This is a genomic window from Streptomyces sp. NPDC050448 (assembly GCF_040655295.1).
Classification (GTDB): Bacteria; Actinomycetota; Actinomycetes; order Streptomycetales; family Streptomycetaceae; genus Streptomyces.
Map to the genome: position 1 here is coordinate 38622 of NZ_JBFAJR010000011.1, position 24160 is coordinate 62781.

Annotated in this window: 19 protein-coding genes and 1 pseudogene; 13 read left to right on the top strand and 7 right to left on the bottom strand. The window is 74.0% G+C overall.

Annotated features, from left to right (window positions below):
* Positions 1-12: 12 nt before the first annotated feature.
* Positions 13-504: a Rieske (2Fe-2S) protein gene (locus tag AB0I68_RS15570; protein WP_363177818.1), complete on the bottom strand. Its 492-nt coding sequence runs from the start codon at positions 502-504 to the stop codon at positions 13-15.
* Between the two features lie 84 nt (positions 505-588).
* The gene (locus AB0I68_RS15575) at positions 589-930 is read right to left on the bottom strand and encodes a DUF952 domain-containing protein (RefSeq protein WP_363177819.1); all 342 of its coding nucleotides are present in this window, start codon (positions 928-930) and stop codon (positions 589-591) included.
* Positions 931-1275: 345 nt separating this feature from the next.
* Here AB0I68_RS15575 and AB0I68_RS15580 point away from each other — a divergent pair, with 345 nt between their 5' ends.
* The 4 genes from AB0I68_RS15580 (at position 1276) to der (ending at position 5359) form a co-directional block, all read left to right on the top strand.
* Complete coding sequence (locus tag AB0I68_RS15580) at positions 1276-2364, top strand: prephenate dehydrogenase (RefSeq protein WP_363177820.1); 1089 nt, start codon at positions 1276-1278, stop codon at positions 2362-2364.
* A 116-nt stretch (positions 2365-2480) separates the two neighbouring features.
* Positions 2481-3179, top strand: a complete 699-nt coding sequence (gene cmk, locus AB0I68_RS15585; RefSeq protein ID WP_363177821.1) for a (d)CMP kinase — start codon at positions 2481-2483, stop codon at positions 3177-3179.
* 56 nt (positions 3180-3235) lie between these two features.
* Positions 3236-3823 (top strand): lysophospholipid acyltransferase family protein, encoded by a 588-nt coding sequence (locus tag AB0I68_RS15590; RefSeq protein ID WP_363177966.1) that lies wholly within the window; start codon positions 3236-3238, stop codon positions 3821-3823.
* 75 nt (positions 3824-3898) lie between these two features.
* The gene (gene der / locus AB0I68_RS15595; protein WP_363177822.1) at positions 3899-5359 is read left to right on the top strand and encodes a ribosome biogenesis GTPase Der; all 1461 of its coding nucleotides are present in this window, start codon (positions 3899-3901) and stop codon (positions 5357-5359) included.
* Between the two features lie 16 nt (positions 5360-5375).
* Here the strand turns inward: der and AB0I68_RS15600 are convergent, their stop codons facing one another.
* Both AB0I68_RS15600 and AB0I68_RS15605 read right to left on the bottom strand, forming a co-directional pair.
* Positions 5376-5807: a hypothetical protein gene (locus AB0I68_RS15600; RefSeq protein ID WP_363177823.1), complete on the bottom strand. Its 432-nt coding sequence runs from the start codon at positions 5805-5807 to the stop codon at positions 5376-5378.
* 234 nt (positions 5808-6041) lie between these two features.
* Positions 6042-6851 carry a hypothetical protein gene (locus tag AB0I68_RS15605; protein WP_363177824.1) on the bottom strand — a complete coding sequence of 270 codons (810 nt, stop codon included), beginning with the start codon at positions 6849-6851 and terminating at the stop codon, positions 6042-6044.
* Positions 6852-7146: 295 nt separating this feature from the next.
* Between AB0I68_RS15605 and AB0I68_RS15610 the strand changes: the two genes are divergently transcribed.
* Together AB0I68_RS15610 and AB0I68_RS15615 are read left to right on the top strand one after the other, a co-directional pair.
* Complete coding sequence (locus AB0I68_RS15610) at positions 7147-8004, top strand: transglycosylase family protein (RefSeq protein ID WP_363177826.1); 858 nt, start codon at positions 7147-7149, stop codon at positions 8002-8004.
* A gap of 69 nt (positions 8005-8073) precedes the next feature.
* Positions 8074-9039 (top strand): YafY family protein, encoded by a 966-nt coding sequence (locus AB0I68_RS15615; RefSeq protein ID WP_363177827.1) that lies wholly within the window; start codon positions 8074-8076, stop codon positions 9037-9039.
* 368 nt (positions 9040-9407) lie between these two features.
* Here the strand turns inward: AB0I68_RS15615 and AB0I68_RS15620 are convergent, their stop codons facing one another.
* Together AB0I68_RS15620 and AB0I68_RS15625 are read right to left on the bottom strand one after the other, a co-directional pair.
* A complete protein-coding gene (locus tag AB0I68_RS15620; protein ID WP_363177828.1) occupies positions 9408-10484 on the bottom strand; it encodes a phosphatase PAP2 family protein in 1077 nt (358 codons plus the stop codon).
* Positions 10485-10742: 258 nt separating this feature from the next.
* Positions 10743-11852 (bottom strand): hypothetical protein, encoded by a 1110-nt coding sequence (locus tag AB0I68_RS15625; protein WP_363177829.1) that lies wholly within the window; start codon positions 11850-11852, stop codon positions 10743-10745.
* 299 nt (positions 11853-12151) lie between these two features.
* Here AB0I68_RS15625 and AB0I68_RS15630 point away from each other — a divergent pair, with 299 nt between their 5' ends.
* Positions 12152-13810 carry an MFS transporter gene (locus AB0I68_RS15630; protein ID WP_363177830.1) on the top strand — a complete coding sequence of 553 codons (1659 nt, stop codon included), beginning with the start codon at positions 12152-12154 and terminating at the stop codon, positions 13808-13810.
* A gap of 93 nt (positions 13811-13903) precedes the next feature.
* Positions 13904-15109 carry an acyl-CoA dehydrogenase family protein gene (locus AB0I68_RS15635; protein WP_363177831.1) on the top strand — a complete coding sequence of 402 codons (1206 nt, stop codon included), beginning with the start codon at positions 13904-13906 and terminating at the stop codon, positions 15107-15109.
* Positions 15110-15169: 60 nt separating this feature from the next.
* Here the strand turns inward: AB0I68_RS15635 and sepF are convergent, their stop codons facing one another.
* Entirely contained in the window at positions 15170-15619 is a 450-nt protein-coding gene (sepF, locus tag AB0I68_RS15640; protein ID WP_363177832.1) for a cell division protein SepF, read from the bottom strand.
* A gap of 282 nt (positions 15620-15901) precedes the next feature.
* On the opposite strand from sepF, the gene AB0I68_RS15645 reads away from it, so the two are divergent.
* The 5 genes and pseudogenes from AB0I68_RS15645 (at position 15902) to AB0I68_RS15665 (ending at position 24129) form a co-directional block, all read left to right on the top strand.
* Positions 15902-17239: a DUF5685 family protein gene (locus tag AB0I68_RS15645; RefSeq protein WP_363177833.1), complete on the top strand. Its 1338-nt coding sequence runs from the start codon at positions 15902-15904 to the stop codon at positions 17237-17239.
* A 114-nt stretch (positions 17240-17353) separates the two neighbouring features.
* Positions 17354-18182, top strand: a pseudogene (locus AB0I68_RS15650) (DUF1684 domain-containing protein); the annotation flags it as partial.
* A 166-nt stretch (positions 18183-18348) separates the two neighbouring features.
* The gene (locus AB0I68_RS15655; RefSeq protein ID WP_363177835.1) at positions 18349-19224 is read left to right on the top strand and encodes a S1 family peptidase; all 876 of its coding nucleotides are present in this window, start codon (positions 18349-18351) and stop codon (positions 19222-19224) included.
* Between the two features lie 394 nt (positions 19225-19618).
* The gene (locus AB0I68_RS15660) at positions 19619-23143 is read left to right on the top strand and encodes a DNA polymerase III subunit alpha (RefSeq protein WP_363177836.1); all 3525 of its coding nucleotides are present in this window, start codon (positions 19619-19621) and stop codon (positions 23141-23143) included.
* The gene (locus AB0I68_RS15665; protein WP_363177837.1) at positions 23140-24129 is read left to right on the top strand and encodes a hypothetical protein; all 990 of its coding nucleotides are present in this window, start codon (positions 23140-23142) and stop codon (positions 24127-24129) included. The genes AB0I68_RS15660 and AB0I68_RS15665 overlap by 4 nt, the downstream gene beginning before the upstream one ends.
* The last annotated feature ends 31 nt before the right edge of the window (positions 24130-24160 follow it).

A 24160-nucleotide genomic window follows, 5' to 3' on the forward strand; every position in this document is an offset into this window, starting at 1 on the left:
GACGCGGCTCCGCTACGCGAGCGAGATATTGCCGTCCGGGGCCACCGTGATCTGCTGCTCCGCCAGGGGTCGGGAGGCCGGGCCGTGGGCCACCGCGCCGTCCGCGATCTGGAACTTGCTGCCGTGGCAGGGGCAGTCGATGGTGCCGTTCTCCACCTTGGACACGATGCAGCCCTGGTGCGTGCACACCGCCGTGAAGCAGCGGAAGGACCCGGTCGTGGGCTGGGTGACCACCAGCTTGTCCTCCTTGAGGACCATGCCGCCGCCCACCGGTACCGCAGACGACTTCATCAGGACCTTCCCGGTCCCCGCCCCGGACGAGGGCGAGGAGGACGGCGTGGCCGCCGCCTCGGGGGACTGGGCCGTCTGCGGGGCGGAGGCGCTGCCCGGCTCGCTCTGCGACTTCTTCTCCGCGCCGCACGCGGTGAGCGTGCCGCCGGCCAGCGCGACGGCGGCTCCTGCCGCCAGTACCGTGCGGCGTGCGGTCGGCGTGCTGTCGCTCATGGGTTGCTCCTCGATCGGGTCCGGGATGGCGAGCAGCATCCTGGCGCGTCCCGGCCCGCAGGAGAAGCCCCCTCGCCGCCGGGATCAGGAGCCCTGCTCCCACGGGGCCAGCTCCGCCTGGCCGCCCGGTGGACGGACGACCTCCCAGACGTGAACCACGGCCGCCCGGTCCAGCGGGCCGTGGACGTGCGGGTAGCGGCCGCCGGATTCACCCTCGCGGCTGACCTCCGAGGTCAGGGCCCGTTCGTCGAGCTCGATCGCCAGCAGGGGACCCGGTACGTCGCGGTAGTGCGCGTCCGCGATCGCGAGCGCCGTCGGGCGGTCCGCCGAACAGTGCACGAATCCCTCCGAGTCGAGCGAGGAGGGGGCGTAGGGGAGTTCGGGCGCGGCGGTCCAGTCGGCGAGCGGCACGATGTGGAAGATCATGCCGATCGTTCTACCGCAGCGCCGGTCGACTGCCCGCACCAAGTGGCGGATTGAGACGGATTGGGTGACATTGTCCGTGTCTCGAAGCCGGGCGCGCCGCCGCAACGGAGCGGCGGACGCCCGGTACCCCATCGAAAGGCGCGGACCATGGCGGGCAACGGCCTCGGCTCCCCGGAGGACGCCATCAGGCAGCAGAGCCTCTAGGACCGCCCCGTACCCACCGCCGGCCAGGGCCCGGTCGCCGTCCCGCGGGAGGGCCGCCGGGCCCTCGTGCCGTGCGGCCGTCCCCGCTGGCTACCCTGACCCTGACTTGCCGTTAGACACCCGCATCCCCTGGAGCGCCCCGTGAGAACCGCCGTCGTCATCGGAACCGGACTGATCGGCACCTCGGCGGCGCTCGCCCTGGCCGGCCGCGGGATCACCGTCCACCTGGCCGACCACGATCCCGCGCAGGCCCGTACGGCCGCAGCGCTCGGCGCCGGCACGGACGAGGCCCCCGACGGCCAGGTCGACCTCGTGATCGTCGCCGTACCGCCCGCCCACGTGGCCGCGACCCTGGCCGAGGCGATCGGCCGCGGAGTGGCCCGGGCGTACGTGGACGTGGCCAGCGTCAAGGGCGGGCCGCGCCGGGAGCTGGCGGCCCTCGGCGTGGACGTCAGCGCGTACATCGGGACCCACCCGATGGCCGGCAAGGAGCAGTCGGGGCCGCTGGCCGCGACGGCCGACCTCTTCGAGGGCCGGCCCTGGGTGCTGACCCCGACCCGGGACACCGACCACGAGGTGCTCAACCTGGCGCTCGAGCTGGTGGCCCTGTGCAAGGCCGTACCGGTGGTCATGGACGCCGACGCGCACGACCGGGCGGTGGCGCTGGTCTCGCACACCCCCCAGCTCGTGTCCAGCATGGTCGCGGCGCGGCTCGAGGAGGCCGACGAGACGGCGGTACGGCTGTGCGGGCAGGGGATCCGGGACGTGACGCGGATCGCCGCCTCCGATCCGCGGATGTGGGTGGAGATCCTCTCGGCGAACCCGGGCCCGGTGGCGGACGTCCTGGCCGGGATCGCCTCCGACCTGGAGGCGACGGTCGACGCGCTGCGGGGGCTCCAGTCGGCGGACGTCGAGAAGCGGCGCGGGGGCGCGGCCGGCATCGAGGACGTGCTGAAGCGGGGCAACGCGGGCCGGGTCCGGGTGCCGGGCAAGCACGGCGCGGCGCCCATGGCGTACGAGACGGTCGCCGTACTGATCAGCGACCAGCCGGGCGAGCTCGCGCGGATCTTCGCCGACGCCGGGCGGGCCGGGGTCAACATCGAGGACGTGCGGATCGAGCACGCCACGGGCCAGCAGGCCGGTCTGGTCCAGCTGATGGTCGACCCGAGGGCGGCCGCCTCCCTCACCGCGGAGCTGCGCGAACGGGGCTGGGCGCTGCGCCAGCAGTAGTCCCGAGGGCCGCCTCGCCGGTACTGGGCGGCGCCCGCGCCGGGGGCCGGTAACCTTGGGGAGGGGCGCTTTGGCGCGCCCGGACACGTACGCGCAACCAGGAAGGTGCCCGCACCGTGGAAACCGCAGCTCCGTCCGCCGTGATCGTCGCCATCGACGGTCCCTCCGGCACGGGCAAGTCCAGCACCTCCAAGGCCGTGGCCGCCAAGCTCGGGCTGCGCTACCTGGACACCGGTGCCCAGTACCGGGCCATCACCTGGTGGATGATCACCAACGGGATCGACACCGACGACCCGCACGCCATCGCCGTGGCCGCCGGCAAGCCCGGCATCGTCTCCGGTACGGACCCGGCCGCGCCGACCATCACGGTCGACGGCCTGGACGCCTCCGGCCCGATCCGCACGCAGGAGGTCACCTCCAAGGTCAGCGCCGTCAGCGCCGTCCCCGAGGTGCGCACCCTGATCACCGAGCTCCAGCGCAGCATCGCCGCCGCGGCCGAGGGCGGGATCGTCGTCGAGGGGCGGGACATCGGCACCACCGTCCTGCCCGACGCCGACCTCAAGATCTTCCTCACCGCGTCCCCCGAGGCCCGCGCCGCGCGCCGCAGCGGTGAACTGCGCGGCAAGGAGGCCACGAACCTCGCGGCCACCAAGGAAGCCCTGATCAAGCGCGACGCCGCCGACTCGGGCCGCAAGACCTCCCCGCTGGCCAAGGCCGACGACGCCGTCGAGGTGGACACCACCGAGCTCACGCTCGACCAGGTGATCGAGTGCGTCGTGACCCTCGTCGAGGAGAAGCGGGCGGGGCGCAAGTGAGCGGAACGCCCTCCCTCAAGGGTGCGGCGGTCGGTCGGCGGATCGGCATAGGCCTCATGTACGGGCTGTGGAAGCCGCGCGTACTGGGCGCCTGGCGCGTGCCCGCCTCGGGGCCTGTCATCCTTGCCGTGAATCACGCACACAACATCGACGGGCCCATGGTCATGGGCACCGCCCCGCGGCCGCTGCACTTCCTCATCAAGAAGGAGGCGTACGTCGGCCCGCTCGGCCCGTTCCTGGACGGGATCGGGCAGGTCAAGGTCGACCGTGCGGGCACGGACCGGGGTGCGATCACGAAGGCGCTCGCGGTGCTCGAGAACGGCGGGGCCCTGGGGATCTTCCCCGAGGGCACCCGGGGCGGAGGCGACTTCGCCTCGCTGCGCGCCGGGCTCGCGTACTTCGCGGTCCGCAGCGGCGCGCCCGTCGTGCCCGTGGCCGTGCTGGGGAGCACCGAGCGCCAAGGGCGGCTGGTCCGCGGACTGCCGCCGTTCAAGAGCCGGGTCGACGTCGTCTTCGGCTCCGCATTCGACGCGGGCGACGGCACCGGCCGCCGCACGCGTACGGCCCTGGACGAGGCCACCGTACGCATCCAGAGCAGGCTGGCCGCCCATCTGGCCGATGCCAAGCGCCTCACCGGGCGCTGAGCGAGACTTGACCTAGTAGTGGAACCGCGCTGCGCGGGGACCACCGATCACCACGAACGACGAGGAACGGACTTCATGAACGACCAGCACGACCACGGAGCGCTCGGCGATGCCGAGTACGCGGAGTTCATGGAGCTCGCCGCGGAGGAAGGGTTCGACGTCGAGGACGTCGAAGGCGCGATCGCGGAGGCGGGCCACGGGCCGCTGCCCGTGCTCGCCGTCGTCGGCCGCCCCAACGTCGGCAAGTCGACCTTGGTGAACCGCATCATCGGCCGCCGCGAGGCGGTCGTCGAGGACAAGCCCGGCGTCACCCGCGACCGCGTCACGTACGAGGCCGAGTGGGCCGGCCGCCGGTTCAAGGTCGTCGACACCGGCGGCTGGGAGCAGGACGTCCTCGGCATCGACGCCTCCGTCGCCGCCCAGGCCGAGTACGCCATCGAGACCGCCGACGCGGTCGTCTTCGTGGTCGACGCCAAGGTCGGCGCCACCGACACCGACGAGGCCGTCGTCAAGCTGCTGCGCCGGGCCGGCAAGCCCGTCGTCCTGTGCGCGAACAAGGTCGACGGCCAGAGCGGCGAGTCCGACGCGGCCTCCCTGTGGTCCCTGGGCCTCGGCCTGCCGCACCCGGTCTCCTCGCTGCACGGCCGCGGTACGGGCGACATGCTCGACGCCGTCCTCGAGGCGCTGCCCGAGGCTCCCGAGCAGACCTTCGGCGGCGCCCCGGTGGGCGGGCCCCGGCGCATCGCCCTCATCGGGCGCCCGAACGTCGGCAAGTCCTCGCTGCTCAACAAGGTCGCGAAGGAGGACCGGGTCGTCGTCAACGAGCTGGCCGGCACCACCCGCGACCCGGTCGACGAGCTGATCGAGCTCGGCGGCGTCACCTGGAAGTTCGTGGACACCGCGGGCATCCGCAAGAAGGTGCACCTCCAGCAGGGCGCCGACTACTACGCCTCCCTGCGCACGGCCGCCGCCGTCGAGAAGGCGGAGGTCGCGGTCATCCTGATCGACACCACCGAGACGATCAGCGTCCAGGACCAGCGCATCATCACCATGGCCGTCGAGGCCGGGCGCGCGATCGTGATCGCGTACAACAAGTGGGACGAGCTCGACGAGGAGCGCCGCTACTACCTCGAGCGCGAGATCGAGACCGAGATGCAGCAGGTCGCCTGGGCGCCCCGCGTCAACGTCTCGGCGCTCACCGGCCGCCACATGGAGAAGCTGGTCCCGGCGATCGAGACGGCCCTCGCGGGCTGGGAGACGCGCGTTCCGACCGGCCGGCTGAACGCCTTCCTCGGCGAGGTCGTCGCGGCCCACCCGCACCCGATCCGCGGCGGCAAGCAGCCCCGCATCCTGTTCGGCACCCAGGCGGGGAGCAAGCCGCCGCGGTTCGTCCTCTTCGCCTCCGGCTTCCTGGAGCACGGCTACCGGCGCTTCATCGAGCGCCGCCTGCGCGAGGAGTTCGGCTTCGAGGGCACCCCGATCCACATCTCCGTGCGGGTGCGCGAGAAGCGCGGCGCGCAGTACAAGAAGAAGTAGCAGCGGCGGTCCGGGGTCAGTAGCCCCGGCGCGGAGCGGGCGGCAGGGCCGCCGGGATGTGGTGCATCCCGGCCTGGTGCTGCCGCCCGTTGGCGTATGCGGACCCGGTGCCGCCGTGGTCGCCGCTGCCGGCCGAGGAGGACCCGGCGTACGCGTACGAGGGCTGCGGCGCCGGGGCGTACGAGACCGGCCACGGGTCCGACTGCCACGCGGAACCGTTCCAGCCGCTCCCGTACGAGCCTCCTCCGTACGGGGAGTCGCCGCCGTACGCCGGGCCGCCCGTGTACGAGCCGCCGTACGAGAACGCCGTGAACCCGAGGTCCTCCTCGCCCGTGCGGTCGCCCGGCAGGGCCCGGAAGGCACGCAAGTACTCCGAGTACAGGGTGTCGTAGATCGGGGTGTGCGAGAGGGCGGCCGGAGCGCTGTCCCGGTCCCTTGCGGGGCGCATCGGGGAGACGGTGCTCGCGTGGGCATGGACGCGGGAGGGGTCGTATGAGTGCACGTAACAGCCAACGAACCCGGAGCCCTGCGGATGCGGGCGAGGGGGCGGAAAACGCAGATCGCCGGGGGGTGCGCGGGATGGACCGCACACCCCCCGGCCACCGCCGGGATCATCCCCCGCACACGGCTGCGCCGCCCCTGGTGAGGGGCGGCGCAGCCGTGTGCGGGATTCCTGCCGGCGTCAGGCGCCCGGGGTGCCGGCCAGCGGCATCGACGCCGCCACGAGCTTGCCGCCGGCGGCGGCCTTGTCCAGCGCGTCGCGGAGCAGGTCCTCGCGGGGCTGCTGGCCGATGGAGCCGACCGGGGCGGCGTAGACGAGGACGCGCTGGGTCTTGTTCACGGCGGCCCGCCAGCCGTCGGTGACCGACAGCGCCTGGTGCGCCTGCCACCAGGCGACCTGGCCGGCGCCCTCGGTGCCGGGCTGCAGTACGGCGTGCAGCTGGCCCGCGGCGAGCAGCACCGACCAGCCGGCGAGCGGGGAGGGCAGCTCGGCGGTGTCGGTGACCGGGATGAACCCCTGCTCGATGAGGAGCGGCAGGAAGTCGTCGCCGGGCCCGATGGTGCCGGGGCGGGCGATCGGCGCGGTCGGCTCGACGACGAGGGCGGGGTGCAGCTCGCCGCCGATCAGGATCAGGCCGCTGGTGATGCCGAGGACGGCCTGGCCGCCGGGCACGTTCTGCGGTGCGGCCTCGGCGGACCCGCCGCCGGCCGGGCTGTCGCCGGTGATGCTGCGGACCGCGCCCTGGAGCTGTTCCTCGGAGACGGTGACCACCTGCGAGGGGATGCAGCCGGCGTGGGCGAAGGCGAGGACGGCCGTCTCCTCGCCGACGAACAGCACCGTGCTGGTGCGGTCGGTCTCGGGGTCCCCGGGAGTGCGGCAGGAGGTGCAGTCGTAGCTGCGCGGTGCGTCGTCGCCGGTGAGCAGCCTCTCGGCTTCTTCGTCACCGATCTCGGCACGTACCTCATCACTGACGTCGAGCATGCGGGGCACGGGCTGGCTCCTCGGACTAGGCGAGCGGGGGCCGGGCGGTTCCCGGCTCGCCGGGCTCAACGGCTGAGTGGCTGCCGGGGTCACGCCATTGGAGGGAACGGAATCGAACCTGGCCCCCGGAGGGGTGAACGGTCGGACCGGGGCTTTGTTTTCGTGCCAACTGTTTTTTGGATGTGCGCAGTTGGTGGTCGGTCCTGGCCGTTTGGGGAGGGGGCGGATCGGCCGACCGGGTGGGGTGCGGAACGGGCCGCGTGGCGGGCCGGGCTGGCGGCGCGGGGCTGCGTAGCGTGACGCGATGCCCGACCTCCGGATCCGGCGGGCCGCCCCGGCGGCTGCTGCCGCTGCCGCGCTGGCTCTCGTCCTCGTACTCCCGTCGAGGGCCGGCGCGGCCCCGCCGCCCCCCGCGCCCGGGCCCGCGGGGGCGGGCCACCCCGGGTCGCCCGGGATCATCGGGAACGGGCCGGGGGACTGCGGGCCGGGCGGGCAATGGCCCTGGGACTGCGTGGCCGACTGCGAGAGCAGCGGGCGCTGGGCGGTCAACACCGGCAACGGCTTCTACGGGGGCCTGCAGTTCTGGCAGCCGACGTGGGAGGAGTACGGCGGGCCGGTGTTCGCGGCGCGGGCCGATCTGGCGAGCCGGGAGCAGCAGATCCGGGTGGCGGAGGACGTGTTGGGGTCCCAGGGGTGGGACGCGTGGCCGGTGTGCTCGAAGCGGTACGGGCTGGCGGGCCGGATGCACGTGGTCCGGAACGGGGACACGCTGGACCTGATCGCCCGGCGGTACCGGGTGAAGGGCGGCCGGCAGACGCTGTACGAGGCGAACCGGGCGGTGATCGGGCCGAAGCCGCAGGCGCTGGCGGTCGGCACGCTGCTGGCCTTGCCGGCCTCGGACCCGCCGCAGACGGCTCCGCCGACTCCGGTGGGCCCGACGGCTCCGGCGGCCAAGCCCCCGGCCCCGGCGGCCCGGCCTCCGGCTGCGGCGGCTCCGGCCGTCACCCCGGCGCCGGTGGCTACGGCCGCACCGCCGGCTGCGGCGGGGAAGCCCCCGGCTGCGACCAAGCCTGCGGCTGCGGCGGCCAAGCCTGCGGCTGCGGCGGGGAAGCGTCCGGCTCCGGCCTCCGCGCCGCGGCCAGCGCCGTCACCGGTTCCCTGACGGGGTTTCGGCTCAGCGGCCCGCGGGGGCGATTCGGAAGGCGGCCGGGCTACCGGCAGACTGCTCGGCATGCTGGAGACCTCCGCACGACTGCTGCGCCTGCTGTCCCTGTTGCAGGCCCACCGCGAATGGACCGGGGCCGATCTCGCGGAGCGCCTCGGCGTGACCCCGAGGACGGTGCGGCGCGATGTGGACCGGCTCCGGGAGCTCGGCTACCCGGTGAACGCCAGCCCCGGCACCGGCGGCGGGTACCAGCTGGGCGCCGGGGCCGAGCTGCCGCCGCTGCTGCTCGACGACGACGAGGCCGTCGCCGTCGCGGTGGGCCTGCGGACGGCCGCGGGCAACGGCGTCGAGGGCATCGGGGAGGCCTCCGTACGGGCGCTCGCCAAGCTCGAGCAGGTGCTGCCGGGGCGGCTGCGGCGGCGGGTGTCGGCGCTCAACGAGTTCACCGTGCCGATGCTGCGCGGGCCGTCCCGGGCCACCGTCGACCCGTCCGTGCTGACGGAGCTCGCCGCCGCGTGCCGGGACAGCGAGCGGCTGCGCTTCGGATACCGGGACCACGAGGGCAGCGCCAGCCGCCGCGTGGTGGAGCCGCACCGGCTGGTGTGCACCGAGCGGCGCTGGTACCTGGTCGCCTGGGACCTGGACCGGGAGGGCTGGCGGACCTTCCGCGCCGACCGGATCGAGCCCAGACCGCCGCACGGCCCGCGTTTCACCCCGCGTCCGGCGCCCGCCGAGGACCTCGCCGCGTACGTGTCGCGCGGCGTGGCGCAGGCTGCGTACGCGGCCAGGGCGGTGCTGAGGCTGAAGATGCCGGCGGAGGCCGCGGCCCGGATCGTGGGGCCGAGCGACGGGGCCCTGGAGCCGCTCGACGCCGAGAGCTGCCTGCTGCGCACCGGGGCCGTGAACCTCGACGTACTCGTCATTCACGTCATGCTGCTCGGCTGTGAGTTCGAGGTGCTCGAGCCGCCGGAGCTGACGGACCGGATCAGAGCGGCCCGGGACCTTCTCGGGCGAGCCGTGGAGAAGACGTAAGGAAACGGAGGAGTGTTCACCCGGCCGAACCGGGTGGGCTGTGGCAATCCCCGGGGAAATTCCGGGGCTCTCGGGCGGAATGCGAAACGGGTTGTGCGGAGGGCGTGTCGCGCGTCGGAAAAAGAATGGCGCGCACGCACTCCCGCGGCTCTTCGGATGAAGCCGGCTCCGTCAAAAAACTGTCGACATTCCGTGACACAAGCGTGACCCGGTACGGACGAACGTCCGGGCGCGGTGCTGACGTTCCGGACATCCGTACGGCGGGGACCACCGGAATGGCCGAGGCGGGCCGGGTGTGACCCGGCCCGCCTCGGTGGTGCGGGGTGAGGTGGTGCGTACCGTCCCGCGAAGTCCCGTACGGGGGTGGTTCAGCCGCCGGCGGCCGGACGGGCCGCGGTCCGTCCCGCGGCGGCGGGCCGCTCGGTGTGCGCCGGGCGGCGGCTGCCCGCCGGCGTGACCGGGGTCCGCTCGGACCGGATCAGGTGCGGCCGGCCGGACACGTGCGCGGCGGGCCGGGGCACCGGGGCGTGCACCGGACCGGAGGCCGCCTGCACGGTTGCCGGGGTGGTCGCGGCGGGGTCCTGCGGGCCGGCGGCCTCGGTGGTGAGCCGGAGCTGCCACTTGCCGCCCGCGGAGAGCATCGGGGTGAGCGCGGTGGCGACCGGTACGGGCACGCTTCCGGTCTCCAGCCGGCGGCGCAGCCGCTCCCGCAGCGCGAAGACCCGGGCCTCGGCCCCGGCGATCAGCGGCTCGAACCAGGGCAGCGCCAGCATGATCAGCAGACCTGCGGACCAGCCGAGCAGCACATCGCTGACCCAGTGGGTGCCGAGGTACACGGTGGTGGCGCCGACGCTCAGCGAGACGGTGGCGGACACCACGGACAGCACCCGCCGGGTGACCGTGGTCGAGGCCAGGTAGGCCAGGATCCCCCAGGTCACGACGGCATTGGCGGTGTGGCCGGAAGGAAATATATCGCCGCCGGCGAAGAGTTCGGCGGAGCCGATCTGCGTGGCGTAGTGCGGGCCGAGCCGGCCGAGGCCGAGCTTGACGGCGCCGACGGTGATGTTGAGCAGGAGCAGTGCCACGCCGAGGGTGATCAGCGGGCGGAGGGTGTGCTGCCGCCAGGAGCGCCAGCCGAGCCACGCGGCGACCATGACCGCGGTGGGGCCGCGCTGGCCCAGGACCACGAGGTAGTCGAGGAAGGCGTGCAGCTGCGGCCACTGCTCGTAGGGCCGGAAGAACATGACCTGCCAGTCCAGGCGGACGAGCCAGGACGTGGTCAGGACGGCCACCACGATCGCGAGGTAGAACGCGAGGGTCGACCCGAGGAGCACGATGCGGTGCCGGCTCATCTGCGGTGTCTGCAGATGAGCCGGTCGCTCTGGTTCCCGGTCCAGCCGGGCGAACACCCGCTCCAGACGGGTCAGGATTTGGTCGGTACGCACTCAATCGACGTTACCGCGCGCCGCTGGGCGGCCCGGTCGAATCACGGGCTTTGTGATGACCATGTGATGTGGAGTTGGTCTCACGCGGAGCTTAATTCCTCGGATTTAGACATTAGTTGGAGCCGCCTGAATCCATTGGCCTGGCCATTATTTCGCACACTTAGCCGGGCTTTATCGGCACGGCTCAATGACTTTGCTCAAAGATGGATCGGAATGATCCATTCCGTGATGCGCGCCTCCGGCGCGCCGCGCGAAGTCCTACGGTGGCCCGGAGCCGTTCAGCCAGAAGGCCCCGTACGCCGCCGAGGCCAGCGCCACCGCGCCGAGCACCGCGACCGCCCGCCCGGTCCGCCACCGGGCCAGTGCCACCGCCGCCGGCAGCAGCAGCGGGAACGCCGGCAGCAGCAACCGCGGCTTGGAGCCGAAGTACCCCGACGCGCACAGCGCCAGCGCCACGACGATCCCGCAGTACACCAGCAGCGCGGCCGGCTGCCGCTGCTTCACGCACAGCCGGTACAGCCACAGCACCAGCACGACGCCCGCGATCAGTCCGACCCCGGCCGGGGCGGCGGACGACGCCAGCTTCGCCCCGATGAACCGGGCGAAGGCCCATCCGCCGTCGAAGCCGTTGCCCCAGCCGCCCTGCACGTCCAGGTATCCGAGCAGCCCGTCGCCGGTGCGCGCCCCGACCCACAGCACGTACGCGGCCGCCCCCATCGGGGCCAGCGCCACCCCCGCCGCCATCCGCCAGGACCGCTCCCCGCTCCGCCAGGCCAGGGCGGCCGCCACCCACACCGCCGCCACCACCGCGGCGCCGACCGGGCGGGTCAGCCCCGCCCCGGCCGCGAGGAGGCCGGCGGTCAGCCACCGGCCGCGCAGGGCCCCGTACAGCGCCCAGGCGGCCAGCGCCGTGAACAGCGACTCGCTGTACGCCATCGACTGCACGATGCCCACGGGCAGCGCGGCCCAGACCCCGGCGGCGAACACCCCCGCCCGCCGGCCGTGGAGGAGGTCCGCGACCGCGAAGATCCCCCAGGCCGCCGCGAGCCCGGCCACCACCGAGACCACCAGGCCCGCGGAGCCGTACGACAGCCCGGTCGGCGCCGCGACCAGCCGCTCCAGCCAGGGCAGCAGCGGGAAGAAGGCCAGGTTCGAGTGCACGTCCCCGTTCGGGAGGGCCACCTCGTACCCGTAGCCCTCGGCGGCGATGCGGGCGTACCAGAGCGAGTCCCAGCGCGCCGACAGCAGCGTGTGCGGACTGCTGCCGACGGCCGAGCCCCAGGCCGCGAGCACGGCCAGCCCGAGGAGCCGGACCGCCGCGAAGACGGCCAGCGCGGGCGCGGCCCGACGAAATCCAAGATCTTCCACGGGCATGATTATCGATGGCGCCCGTGCCTGCCGTCGGCGCAGAACCACAGGTCGTGACCGCGCGTGTACGCGGTGGAGGGGCGAGGGGGAGGGCGGGGTGATCCGAGTGGCGCACACCACACCGCGGCCGCCGCCGCTGTGAGAGCTTGACCACGTGCCGGACAGGCGAACTCGCGTACGCTGACGCTTCACTCGCCTGTCGATGCCGGACCCCGTAGGACGCCGCACAGTGCACCGCCACCGCGGCTCCGCAGAACGCTGGTCCGCCGAGTGCGAGCGATCATCTGGGAGGTACATGCATGTCGGGGACGAACGCGGCCGCCTTCCGGCTGCGGCTGCGCGCAGCCTCCGGCGGCTCCAACCGCTGGCTCGTCCTCGCGGTCCTCTGCGTCAGCCTGGTCCTCGTCGCGCTCGACGCGACGATCCTGCACGTCGCCGTCCCCTCCGTCACCGCGGACCTGCGCCCCGGCTCGGTCGAGCTGCTGTGGATCGTCGACGCCTACCCGCTGGTCTGCGCCGCCCTGCTGATCCTCTTCGGCACCCTCGGCGACCGGGTCGGCCGCCGCCGGATACTCCTCCTCGGCTACGGGCTCTTCGGCGCGGCCTCCGCCCTGGCGGCCCTCGCGGACAGTGCCCAGATCCTGATCGCCGCCCGCGCCCTGCTGGGCGTCGGCGGCGCGATGATCATGCCCGCCACCCTGTCGATCCTGCGGCAGGTCTTCCCCGACCGGCGCGAGCGGGCCCTCGCCATCGGCATCTGGACCGCCGTCGCCGCCATCGGCGCGGCCAGCGGGCCGGTCCTCGGCGGCTTCCTGGTCCAGCACTTCTGGTGGGGCTCGGTCTTCCTGATCAACATCCCGCTGATGGCCCTGATCCTGCCGCTCGGGCGCTGGCTGCTGCCCGAGTCCAAGGGGTCCTGCGACGGCCCCTGGGACGTGCTCGGCGCGCTGACCGCCGCCGGCGGTGTGCTCGGCGTGGTCCTCGGGGTCAAGCGGATCGGCGCGGAGCGCGAGTTCCTCGACGCCCGGGCGCTGGTGCCGCTGGTGCTGGGCGCGGTGCTGCTGATCCTGTTCGTACGGCGGCAGAAGCGGCGCACGCACCCGCTCATCGACATGCGGATGTTCTCGCGCGCCGCCTTCTCGACGTCCGTCGGGTGCATCGTGCTCGCCATGCTGGCGCTGGTCGGGCTGGAGCTGATCGCGGTCCAGTACCTCCAGCTGGTGCTGCACCTCAGCCCGCTGGAGACCGGGCTGCGGCTGCTGCCGCTCACCTTCGCCGCGATGGCCGCCGGTGCCACCGGGTCGTACACGCTGGCCCGGATCGGGCCGCGCACGATGGTGTCGCTCGGCTTCGTGCTGACGGCCTTCGCCGTGCTGCTGCTGACGTTCATGGGGCAGCACGACCGGCCCACCCTGCTCACCGTCGGGTTCATCCTGCTCGGCTTCGGGCTGCAGACCACGCTGTTCGCGGCGTACGAGTCGATGCTCAGCGAGGCGCCCGCGGCCACGGCCGGCGGGGCGGCCTCCATAGGCGAGACCTCGTACCAGCTGGGCGCGGGGATGGGCATCGCGCTGCTCGGCAGTGTCATGAACGCGGCCTATGCGCCGGGACTGCTGCACGTGCCGGGGGTGTCGCCCTCGGACGCGGCGGACGCGGCGAACTCCCTGGGCGAGGCCTACCAGATCGCGGGATCCCTCGGGGGTGCTGCGGGTGAGTCGCTGTACGCGGCGGCGCGGCACTCGTTCGTGCACGGGCTGCACGTCACGCTCGTGGTCAGTGCCGGGCTGCTGTTGGCGGGTGCCGTGATGGCGCTGAAACTGCCGCGGGTCATGGAGTGCCAGGACTCCGCCGAGTGCGAGCCGGAGCCCGCACGCCTCCCGGCCCAGGCGGGCCCCGACGCCCCCCGCATCCCGGCCCCGGCGCAGCCGGACCGCGACACGGTCGTCCGGCCCGCCTGACGCCGGCGCCCCGCGCAGCGCCGCCCGCAGGGGCAGTCGGGGGTGGACCCGGGGCGGCGGCGGCGACAAACTAGCACCGCTAGCTACGCCCTCATGGCCGCCGGGAGGCCCTTCGTGTCCGCGTCGAGAACCCCCTTCGTACCCACCGATCCGCTCGGGCTCGACGAGCTCCTCGCCCCCGAGGACCTCGCCGTCCGCGACACCGTCCGCAACTGGGCCGCCGACCGCGTGCTCCCGCACATCGCCGACTGGTACGAGAGCGGCGAGCTGCCCGGGATCCGGGAGCTCGCCCGCGAGCTCGGCGCGCTGGGCGCGCTCGGGATGTCCCTCCAGGGGTACGGGTGCGCCGGCGCCAGCGCCGTGCAGTACGGGCTCGCCTGCCTCGAGCTGGAGGCCGCCGACTCCGGGATCCGGTCCCTCGTCTCCGTACAGGGCTCCCTCGCCATGTACGCGATCTGGAAGTACGGCTCCGAGGAGCAGAAGCAGCGCTGGCTCCCCGGCATGGCCGCCGGCGAGCTGATCGGCTGCTTCGGGCTGACCGAGCCCGACGTCGGCTCCGACCCGGCCGCCATGCGGACGTACGCGAAGCGCGACGGGACCGACTGGGTGCTGAACGGGCGCAAGATGTGGATCACCAACGGCAGCGTGGCGGCCGTGGCCGTCGTCTGGGCGCAGACCGACGAGGGGATCCGCGGCTTCGCCGTGCCCACCGATGCCGCCGGGTTCTCGGCGCCCGAGATCAAGCACAAGTGGTCGCTGCGCGCCTCCGTCACCAGCGAGCTGGTCATGGACGACGTACGCCTGCCCGCGGACGCGGTGCTTCCGGGCGTCACCGGGCTCAAGGGGCCGCTGGGCTGCCTCAGCCACGCGCGGTACGGGATCATCTGGGGAGCCATGGGCGCGGCGCGCGCCAGCTTCGAGGCCGCGCTCGACTACGCGCGGACGCGCGAGCAGTTCGGCAAGCCCATCGGCGGTTTCCAGCTCACCCAGGCGAAGCTCGCCGACATGGCGCTGGAACTCCACAAGGGCATCCTGCTCGCCCACCACCTGGGCCGGCGGATGGACGCGGGCACCCTGCGGCCGGAGCAGATCAGCTTCGGGAAGCTCAACAACGTCCGCGAGGCCATCGAGATCTGCCGCACCGCGCGGACCATCCTCGGCGCCAACGGGATCTCGCTCGAATACCCCGTCATGCGGCACGCCACGAACCTCGAGTCGGTGCTCACCTACGAGGGCACCGTCGAGATGCACCAGTTGGTGCTGGGCAAGGCGCTCACCGGGCTCGACGCCTTCCGGTGAGGATCCCCGGCCACCTCCCCCAGACTCCGTCCGGGGGTACCCCCAGAGGTGCCCCCGGGCTCAGCTCTGGTTGAAGAAGTCGCGCGAGCGGCCGGCGGACTCGCCGTTCACGATCTGGGTGTCGGCCGGGGTCAGCAGGAAGACCCTGGTCGCCACCCGCTCGATCGAGCCGCGCAGGCCGAAGGTCAGGCCGGCCGCGAAGTCGACCACGCGCTTGGCGTCGGCCGGGTCCATCGACGACAGGTTCACGATCACCGGGACGCCCTCGCGGAACAGCTCGCCGATGCCGCGCGCGTCACGGAAGCCGTCCGGGGTGACCGTCGCGATCCGCCGGCCCTGCTCGACGGCCGACTCCGACGCGACCTTGACCCGGGGGTCGGTGACCCACTGGTCCCCGGGGCCCGAGACGGAACCCTGCGCGGCCTCCGTGTAGTCGTCGTCGTAGTAACGCTCGTCGTCGTTGTCCTCCACGAGACCCAACCAGGCACTCGCCTTGCGTACCGAACCCATGGACGCCTCCTTTCACCGCGGTCAGTTGTCTTCTCTCCGCTGCCCCTATGGTCGTCCATGATGCTGACAACGCGCCAAGTGGATAGGCGCCGCGCAGGGGTTTCGTGACGGTACTGGTGCAGAACATCCGTTGCACCGTCAAGGATCCCGGTGGGTACCGCTGCTGTCTGAGTGAAAATACGACTGCCGCCGCCGTGTGGGTGACCGACAGGGGCGTACGAGTGAACGATCCGGCTCGATACGATGCGCATCACGCACGCGCATGACACACGGGGGACCGGTTTGTTCGGCATCGTCAGACCCTGCACGCACCGGCTCGGGGAGCGGTTCAAGACGGAGTGGATGGCCCATCTCTGCGGGCTGTGCCTGGCACTTCGCGGAGACCACGGCCAGTTCGCCCGGATCGTGACCAACTACGACGGGCTGCTCGTCTCCGTTCTGACGGAGGCTCAGTCGGGACCGGCGCCCGGCTCCCGGCGCACCGCCGGTCCCTGCCCGCTGCGCGGGATGCGCACCGCCGCGGTGGCCAACGGGGAGGGTGCGCGGCTCGCGGCCGCCGTCTCGCTCGTACTCGCCTCGGCGAAGGTACGGGACCACGTGGCGGACCGGGACGGGCTGTTGGCCCGCGCGCCGATCGCCGCCGCCGCGCGCAAGGTGGCCCGCGGCTGGGACCGGGCCGGCGCCCGCACCGGGGCCTCGCTCGGCTTCGACACGGCGGTCCTCGTCGACGCCGTGGACCGGCAGGCCGGCATCGAGACGCTGGCCGGCCTCGGCACGCCGGTGCTCGTGGTGACCGAGCCCACGGAGACCGCGACGGCCGCGGCCTTCGCCCATACCGCGCAGCTGGCCGGACGGCCAGGCAACGCCCCCGCGCTCGCCGAGGCGGGCCGCTACTTCGGGCGCCTCGCGCACCTGCTGGACGCCGTCGAGGACCAGGCCGCGGACACCGCCGCGGGCGCCTGGAACCCGCTGACGGCCACCGGGACCTCGCTCACCGAGGCCCGGCGGCTGGCCGACGACGCCCTGCACGGCATCAGGCTGGCCCTGCGCGAGGTCGAGTTCGCGGACGCCGGGCTGGCCCACCGGCTGCTCGTGCACGAGCTGAAGACCTCGGTGGACCGGGCCTTCGGGGTCACGGGCTGCGCGCACACGGGCGGGCGCGCAGACATGAACGCCGCGGGTCAGGGCGGCTACGGCGCGCCGCCGCAGGGCTACGGCCCGGGCCAGGGCGCCCCGTACGGCAGCGGCCCGTACGGCGGCACCCCGTACGGCGGCCAGGGCGGCACCCCGTACGGCGGGAATCCTTACGGCGGCGGCGGCGGCGCGGGCGGCCCCGGCGGCCCCTGGATACCCGGACCGCCCATGGGTCCCGGCGGCGGTCTTCCCCCGCAGAAGCCGCGCCGCGGGCTGCTCGCCGGCTGCGCGGTGGCCCTGGGGCTGTTCTGCACCTGCCAGCTGTGCTGCTCCGAGCACGAGGGCCCGTGGTCCCGCAAGAAGCGGGACGCGTGGTGCGATGACTGCGACTGCGGCGACTGCTGCCCCGACTGCAGCGGCTGCAGCGGCTGTGACTGCTGCAGCTGTGACGGCTGTGACTGCTGCTGTCCCTGCGACGGCTGCTGAGGCTGCGACGGCTGCTGGAGCTGCTGAGACTGCTGAGAACCCGTCAGACACGCACGGGGCCGGACGGCGTACAGGGAGATTCCCGTCCGGGCCCGTGTGGAAGGGGTGAGCGGCATGAGCGATGACGCAGATGATCCGAAGGCCGCCTGGCGCACATGGCACGAGCATCGGGTGGCTTCCGTGTCCGCCCCCTACGGCCCCCTCGCCCTCATCGGCAGCCTCCCCCGGACTCCGTCCGGGAGGACCCCCACGCGCTCCGACTACCCGGAAGGTCGAATTCCGGCCGTTCCGGGGCGCCGGCGCGCCACCGGGGGCGGGATGGCGCCGACCGCCTCCGCCGGGGACGGACTCGGCCTCGGCGGCGAGCCCTTCACCGGTGACGCCGTCCTGGCCGCCGGCGAGGCCCCGCCCGCGCACTCCCGGATCGCCGCCGCCCGGGACGTCCGGATCACCGCGATCCGGCGCGAGGGCGAGTGGGCGGTACGGGTGTTCGACCCCGCCTCCGCGGCGCGCCGGGCCTTCGCCGGCATCGAGGCCACCGCGTACGACCCGGACTTGGTGCCGCCGGGGCGCTTGCGGCCGTACGGCGAGGACCGGATCGTCCAGGTGGCGAACGCCGACGGGCGGGCGCGCGGGCTCGGCCTCGGCGGCGAGCCGGGCTTCGCCCACCGGAGTGCCGAGCACACCCTCCGGGCCGCCGTCGACGAGGACGACGCCAGTCTCCGGGCCGTCGTCGGCAATGCCACCGGGGAGCTCCGGCCACCGCTTCCGCTTCCTCGGGCCGGGTGCCCCGGATCCGGCGGACGGCTCGATCACCGTCGGCTTCAACCGGACCGTGCTGCCGCCCCGCGCCGTCGCGGACCACTTCATCCGCCCGTTCCCGCCACTCGGGAGCACCCTGCCCTCCGAGGTCGCGGCGGGCGAGCGGAGGCCGAAAGATGCCCTTGCCGCCCGAATCCGGCGCCGGGACACTCCCGACAGCGCCTTCCGGGGGCTTGTCAGGGGCACGACGAAATCCTGTGCGCCCGCCGTACCCCCGGCTGCGCCTCACGGGCTCCGGCGCCCCCCACTGTCCGCCGGGCCCCCGATCCCTCCCGGGAGGACGAGAAGTGAGGATCAAGAGCATCACGCGTACCCGGCTGCTCGCGGTGGCCGCCGGCCTGGCAGCCGTCGCCGGGCTCGCCGCCCCCACCGCGGCGAGCGCGGACACCGGCTTCAGCGCAGCGCGGCTCGCTGCGGCCGGAGCCTCCGTCCAGCGCGCCGACGTCGCCGGCACCGCCTGGTACACCGACCCCGCCAGCGGGACCCTCGTGGTCACCGCCGACTCCACCGTCACCGCCGCGGACCTCGCCAAGATCCGCACCGAGGCCGGAGCCGACGCCGCGGCCCTGCGCATCGAGCGCACCCCCGGCAAGCTGCGGAAGCTGATCTCCGGCGGCGATGCCATCTACACGTCCGGCTGGCGCTGCTCGCTCGGCTTCAACGTGCGCAGCGGGAGCACGTACTACGTCCTGACCGCCGGGCACTGCACCGACGGCGCCGGCACCTGGTGGACCGACTCCTCGCACAGCACCACGATCGGCGCGACCGTCGGCTCGAGCTTCCCGACCAACGACTACGGCCTCGTGCGCTACGACAACACCTCCCTGGCCCATGCGGGGACCGTCGGCAGCCAGGACATCACCAGCGCCGTCGACGCCACGGTCGGGATGTCCGTGACCCGGCGCGGCTCCACCACCGGCACCCACGGCGGCTCGGTGACCGGCCTCAACGCCACCGTCAACTACGGCGGCGGCGACATCGTCTACGGCATGATCCGCACCAACGTCTGCGCCGAGCCCGGCGACAGCGGCGGCCCGCTCTACTCCGGCACCCGCGCGGTCGGCCTCACCTCCGGTGGCAGCGGCGACTGCACCTCGGGCGGAACCACCTACTTCCAGCCCGTCGTCGAGGCCCTCAACGCCTACGGGGTGAGCGTCTACTGACGGCAACGGGCGGGTACGGCCCGCCCGAACGCGGCACAACCCTGTGCCTCCGCCCGAACTCACGGGCGGGGGCACAGGGTTGTGGAGTGGGGCGGCACGCATGAGCAATGCACCATCCGGCCGGGGCGGCCCCGTCTCCGATGCGCGGCGACGCGAGCCTGCCGGCCGTGCCGGCCGGCGCCGTGCCGGCCGCGCCCAGTACGCCCGTACGGTCCGGCCGATGCTGGGGTGGCGCTCCGAGTGCGTGGCGGGGGAGCTGCCGGGCGAGCGCCGCCAAGGCCGCGGATGGATGATCGAACAAACGTTTCGCACGGATATTCGAATTGCTCTATGGTGGAGACAGGGGAGGCCAAAGGAGTTCTAGAGGCGAATCGAGCGAAGCAGGAGGCCGCGGATGCCTGGTTTTACGCATCTGCACACCGTTTCGGGGTTCTCCATGCGCTACGGAGGCTCGCACCCCGAACGGCTGGCGGAGCGTGCCGCCGAGCGGGGCATGGATGCCCTCGCCCTGACCGACCGCGACACCCTCGCGGGCGCGGTGCGGTTCGCGAAGGCATGCGCGAAGGCCGGGATCCGGCCGCTGTTCGGGGCCGACCTGGCCGTGTCGCACGCCACTGCGCCTGTGGCGGGCACGGCCGGGCCCACCGGATCCGGGGAGGCGTCCTACCGGCGGCGGACCCCCGTCACGGGCGGCGCCTTCGTCGACGAGTCCATGCCCCGGGCCACCTTCCTGGCCCGCGACGGCGCCACCGGCTGGGCCGAACTGTGCCGGATGGTCACGGCGGCCCATGCGGGCGCCGGTGGCACCGCCCGGCCCGTCGTGCCCTGGGGAGAGCTGCGGGGCGAAGGGGTGTACGTACTGCTCGGGCCCGGGTCCGAAGTGGGGCGGGCACTGGCCGCCGGGCGGCCGGACCGGGCCGCGCGGCTGCTCGCGCCCTGGCGGGAGGTCTACGGCGGATCCCTCCGCCTGGAGGCCGTCCACCACGGCCGCACCGGCACCGGCCCCGGCTCGCTGCGCCTGGCCGCCCGTACGGTCGGCTTCGCCGCCGAGCAGGGCGTCCCGGCCGTGCTCACCAACGCCGTCCGGTACGCCGACCCCGGCCAGGGCCCGGTCGCCGACATCCTCGACGCGGCCCGCCGCCTCGTCCCCATAGACCCCCGCGGCCCCCTCGACAGCGGCGAACGCTGGCTCAAGGACCCCGCCGCCATGGCCGAGGCCGCCGACCGGATCGCCCGGGCCGCCGGCCTGCGTCCCGCCGACGCGCGCCGGCTGCTCGCGGAGACCCGGCGCACCGCCGAGGCCTGCTCGGTGGACCCCGAGGACGACCTCGGCATGGGCTCCGTGCACTTCCCCGAGGCCCACCTCGTCGGCGCGGCCCACCGCACCGCCCAGCGGGTCCTCACCTCCAGGGCCTCCGCCGGCATGGTGCTGCGCGGCTACGCCGACGACCGTGCGTACTGGGAGCGGATGCACCACGAGCTGGACATCATCGCCTACCACGGGTTCGCCTCGTACTTCCTGACAGTCGCCCAAGTCGTGGACGACGTACGTGCGATGGGCATCCGGGTGGCCGCCCGCGGCTCCGGCGCCGGCTCCCTCGTCAACCACCTCCTCGGCATCGCCCACGCCGACCCCGTCGAGCAGGGCCTGCTGATGGAGCGCTTCCTGTCCAAGCGCCGCCACGTCCTGCCCGACATCGACATCGACGTGGAGTCCGCCCGCAGGCTGGAGGTCTACCGGCGGATCATCGACCGCTTCGGCACCGAGCGCGTCGCCACCGTCTCCATGTCCGAGACCTACCGGGTCCGGCACGCCGTCCGCGACGTCGGCGCCGCCCTGTCCATGGACCCGGCCGTCGTCGACCGGCTCGCCAAGGCCTTCCCGCACATCCGGGCCCGCGACGCCCGCGCGGCCCTGGCCGAACTGCCGGAACTGCGCGACGTACGCGGGGAGGAGCACGGGCGGCTGTGGGAGCTCGTCGAGGCGCTGGACGCGCTGCCGCGCGGGATCGCCATGCACCCGTGCGGGGTGCTGCTCTCCGACGCCTCGCTGCTCGCCCGCACCCCCGTGGTGCCGACCAGCGGCGAAGTCCCCCTAGGCCCTGCGGGCCGGGGAGGTGCCCCCATCCCGATGTCCCAGTTCGACAAGGACGATGTGGAGGAGCTCGGGCTGCTCAAGCTCGACGTGCTGGGCGTGCGGATGCAGTCCGCGATGGCGCACGCCGTCGCGGAGATCCGGCGCGGTACGGGGGAGGAGCTCGACCTGGACGACCCGGCGCAGGTCCCGCCGGGCGACGGGGCGACGTACGAGCTCATCCGCTCGGCCGAGACGCTGGGCTGCTTCCAGATCGAGTCGCCGGGCCAGCGCGACCTGGTGGGGCGGCTCCAGCCGTCGACCTTCCACGACCTGGTCGTCGACATCTCGCTGTTCCGGCCCGGTCCGGTCGCCGCTGACATGGTGCGCCCGTTCATCGAGGCGCGGCACGGGCGGGCCCCGGTCCGCTTCCCGCACCCGGACCTGGCGGACGCGCTGCGCGAGACGTACGGGGTGGTGGTCTTCCACGAGCAGATCATCGAGATCGTGCACGTCATGACCGGCTGCGGGCGCGACGAGGCGGACCGGGTGCGGCGCGGGCTCTCCGACCCGGAGTCGCAGGCGCGGATCAAGGTGTGGTTCGCGGCGAAGGCGGGCGAACGGGGCTACTCGGCCGAGGTGATCGGCCGGACCTGGGAGATCGTGGAGGCGTTCGGCTCGTACGGCTTCTGCAAGGCGCACGCGGTGGCCTTCGCCGTGCCGACGTACCAGTCGGCGTGGCTGAAGGCGCACCATCCGGCCGCGTTCTACGCCGGGCTGCTCACGCACGACCCGGGGATGTACCCGAAGCGGCTGCTGCTGGCGGACGCGCGGCGGCGGGGTGTGCCGGTGCTGCCGCTGGACGTGAACCGGTCGGCGGTGACCCATCGCATCGAACTGGTGTCCGAGGCCGGGGCTCCTCCGGTGTGGGGGCTCCGGCTGGCCCTGGCCGACGTCCACGGCATCAGCGAGGCGGAGGCGCTCCGGATCGAGGACGGACAGCCGTACGGATCGCTGCGCGACTTCTGGGACCGGGCCCACCCGGGGCGGCCGGTCGCGGGGCGGCTCGCGCAGGTCGGGGCGCTGGACGCCTTCGGCGCCAACCGGCGCGACCTGCTGCTGCACGTGGCCGAACTGCACGGCGCGCAGCGCACGGCGGGGGCCCGGCCGGGCAGCGTCCAACTCCCGCTGGACGGCGGGCGGTCGACGGCCCCGGTCGGCCTGCCCGATCTGAACGAGGCGGAGCGGCTCAGCGCGGAGCTCGGCGTGCTCGGCATGGACGCCTCGCGGCACCTGATGGGGGACCACCACGCCTTCCTGGCGGAGCTGGGGGCGGTCCCGGCCCGCAGGCTGCGCGAGGTCGGGCACGGCCGGACGGTACTGGTCGCGGGGGCCAAGGCGGCCACCCAGACCCCGCCGATCCGGTCCGGGAAGAGGGTCATCTTCACGACGCTGGACGACGGGACGGGCCTGGTCGACCTGGCCTTCTTCGACGACAGCCACGAGGCGTGCGCGCACACCGTCTTCCACTCGTTCCTGCTGCTGGTACGGGGTGTCGTGCAGCGGCGCGGACCGCAGAGCCTGAGCGTGGTCGGCGCGGCGGCCTGGGACCTGGCGGAGCTGGTGGAACTGCGGGCGGCGGGCGGCCTGGACGCGGTCGCGGCCCGCCTGGCGGAGCCGCTGCCGTGTGCGGGGGCGCCGTCGGCGGACGCCGCCGGCTCCGGGCGCCGCATCCACCTGCCCACCGGGTACGAGATGAACCCGTGGGCCGACCTCCAGCCGGCCGGCGACCGCGCCGCGACCGGCCGCAAGCTGTGGCACTCCAGCCCGGGGAGCGCGGGATGACCCCGGCGAACGGCGTCCTGCACGTACGGTGCGCTCCGGCGGTGTCCGAGGAGGGGTACCGCGAAGTCCTCGAACTCCTGCGGGAGTTCTCCCCGACGGTCCAGGCCCTGCCGCCCCGGGCGGCGCTGGTGCACGTACGCGGCGCCCGGCGGTACTTCGGCGCGGACGCCCGCCGGATCGCCGAGCTGGTGCGGCTGCGCGCGGTCGCCCGGCTCGGCACGGACGTACGGATCGGGGTCGCCGGGACCTGGGCGGTGGCGGCGACGGCCTCCGCCCGGGTGCCCGGGCCCGGCGGCGTCCTGGTCGTGCCCGAGGGCGCGGCGGACGCCTTCCTGGGACCGCTTCCGGTGGAGGCCCTCCACGGCATCGGCCCCAAGCAGGCGGAGGCGCTGCGCGGGTACGGCCTGCACACGGTGGGCGCGGTCGCGGCCGTCTCCCCGGGCACCGTCGAACGGATCCTGGGGCAGCGGGCGGGCCGGCTGGCCGCGGAGCGCGCCCGCGGGATCGACCCGCGCCCCGTCACCCCGAAGGACCTGCCCGCATCGGCCGCCGTCCGCAGCGGCTTCACCCGGCACGAGCTCGACGGCCCGCACGCCCGGGCCGTGCTCCTCGGCCTGGTGGTCCGGCTGGGCACGGTGCTGCGCGGCCGCCGCCAGGCCGCCCGGGCCCTGTCGCTGACCCTGCAGTTCGCCGGCGGCACCCGCTGGGAGCGGACCCGGCGGCTCACGGAGGCGTCCGCGCACGACGAGGACCTGCGGGCGGCGGCGTACCGCCTGCTGGACGCGGCCGGACTGCAACGGGCCCGGCTGACCGGCATGGTGCTGCGCGCCGAGGACCTCACGGGCGCCGAGCGGGTGTCCCGGCAGATCTCGCTGGACCCGGTCCGCGAAGCCCGCCTGACGGTGGAGGCGGCGATCGACCGCGCGAACGCCCGCTTCGGCCCGGGCACGGTCCGCCCTGCCGCCACCTTCCACAGAGCGGCCTGAGGGGGTGTCCGGCCCCGATCCGCCGGACGCC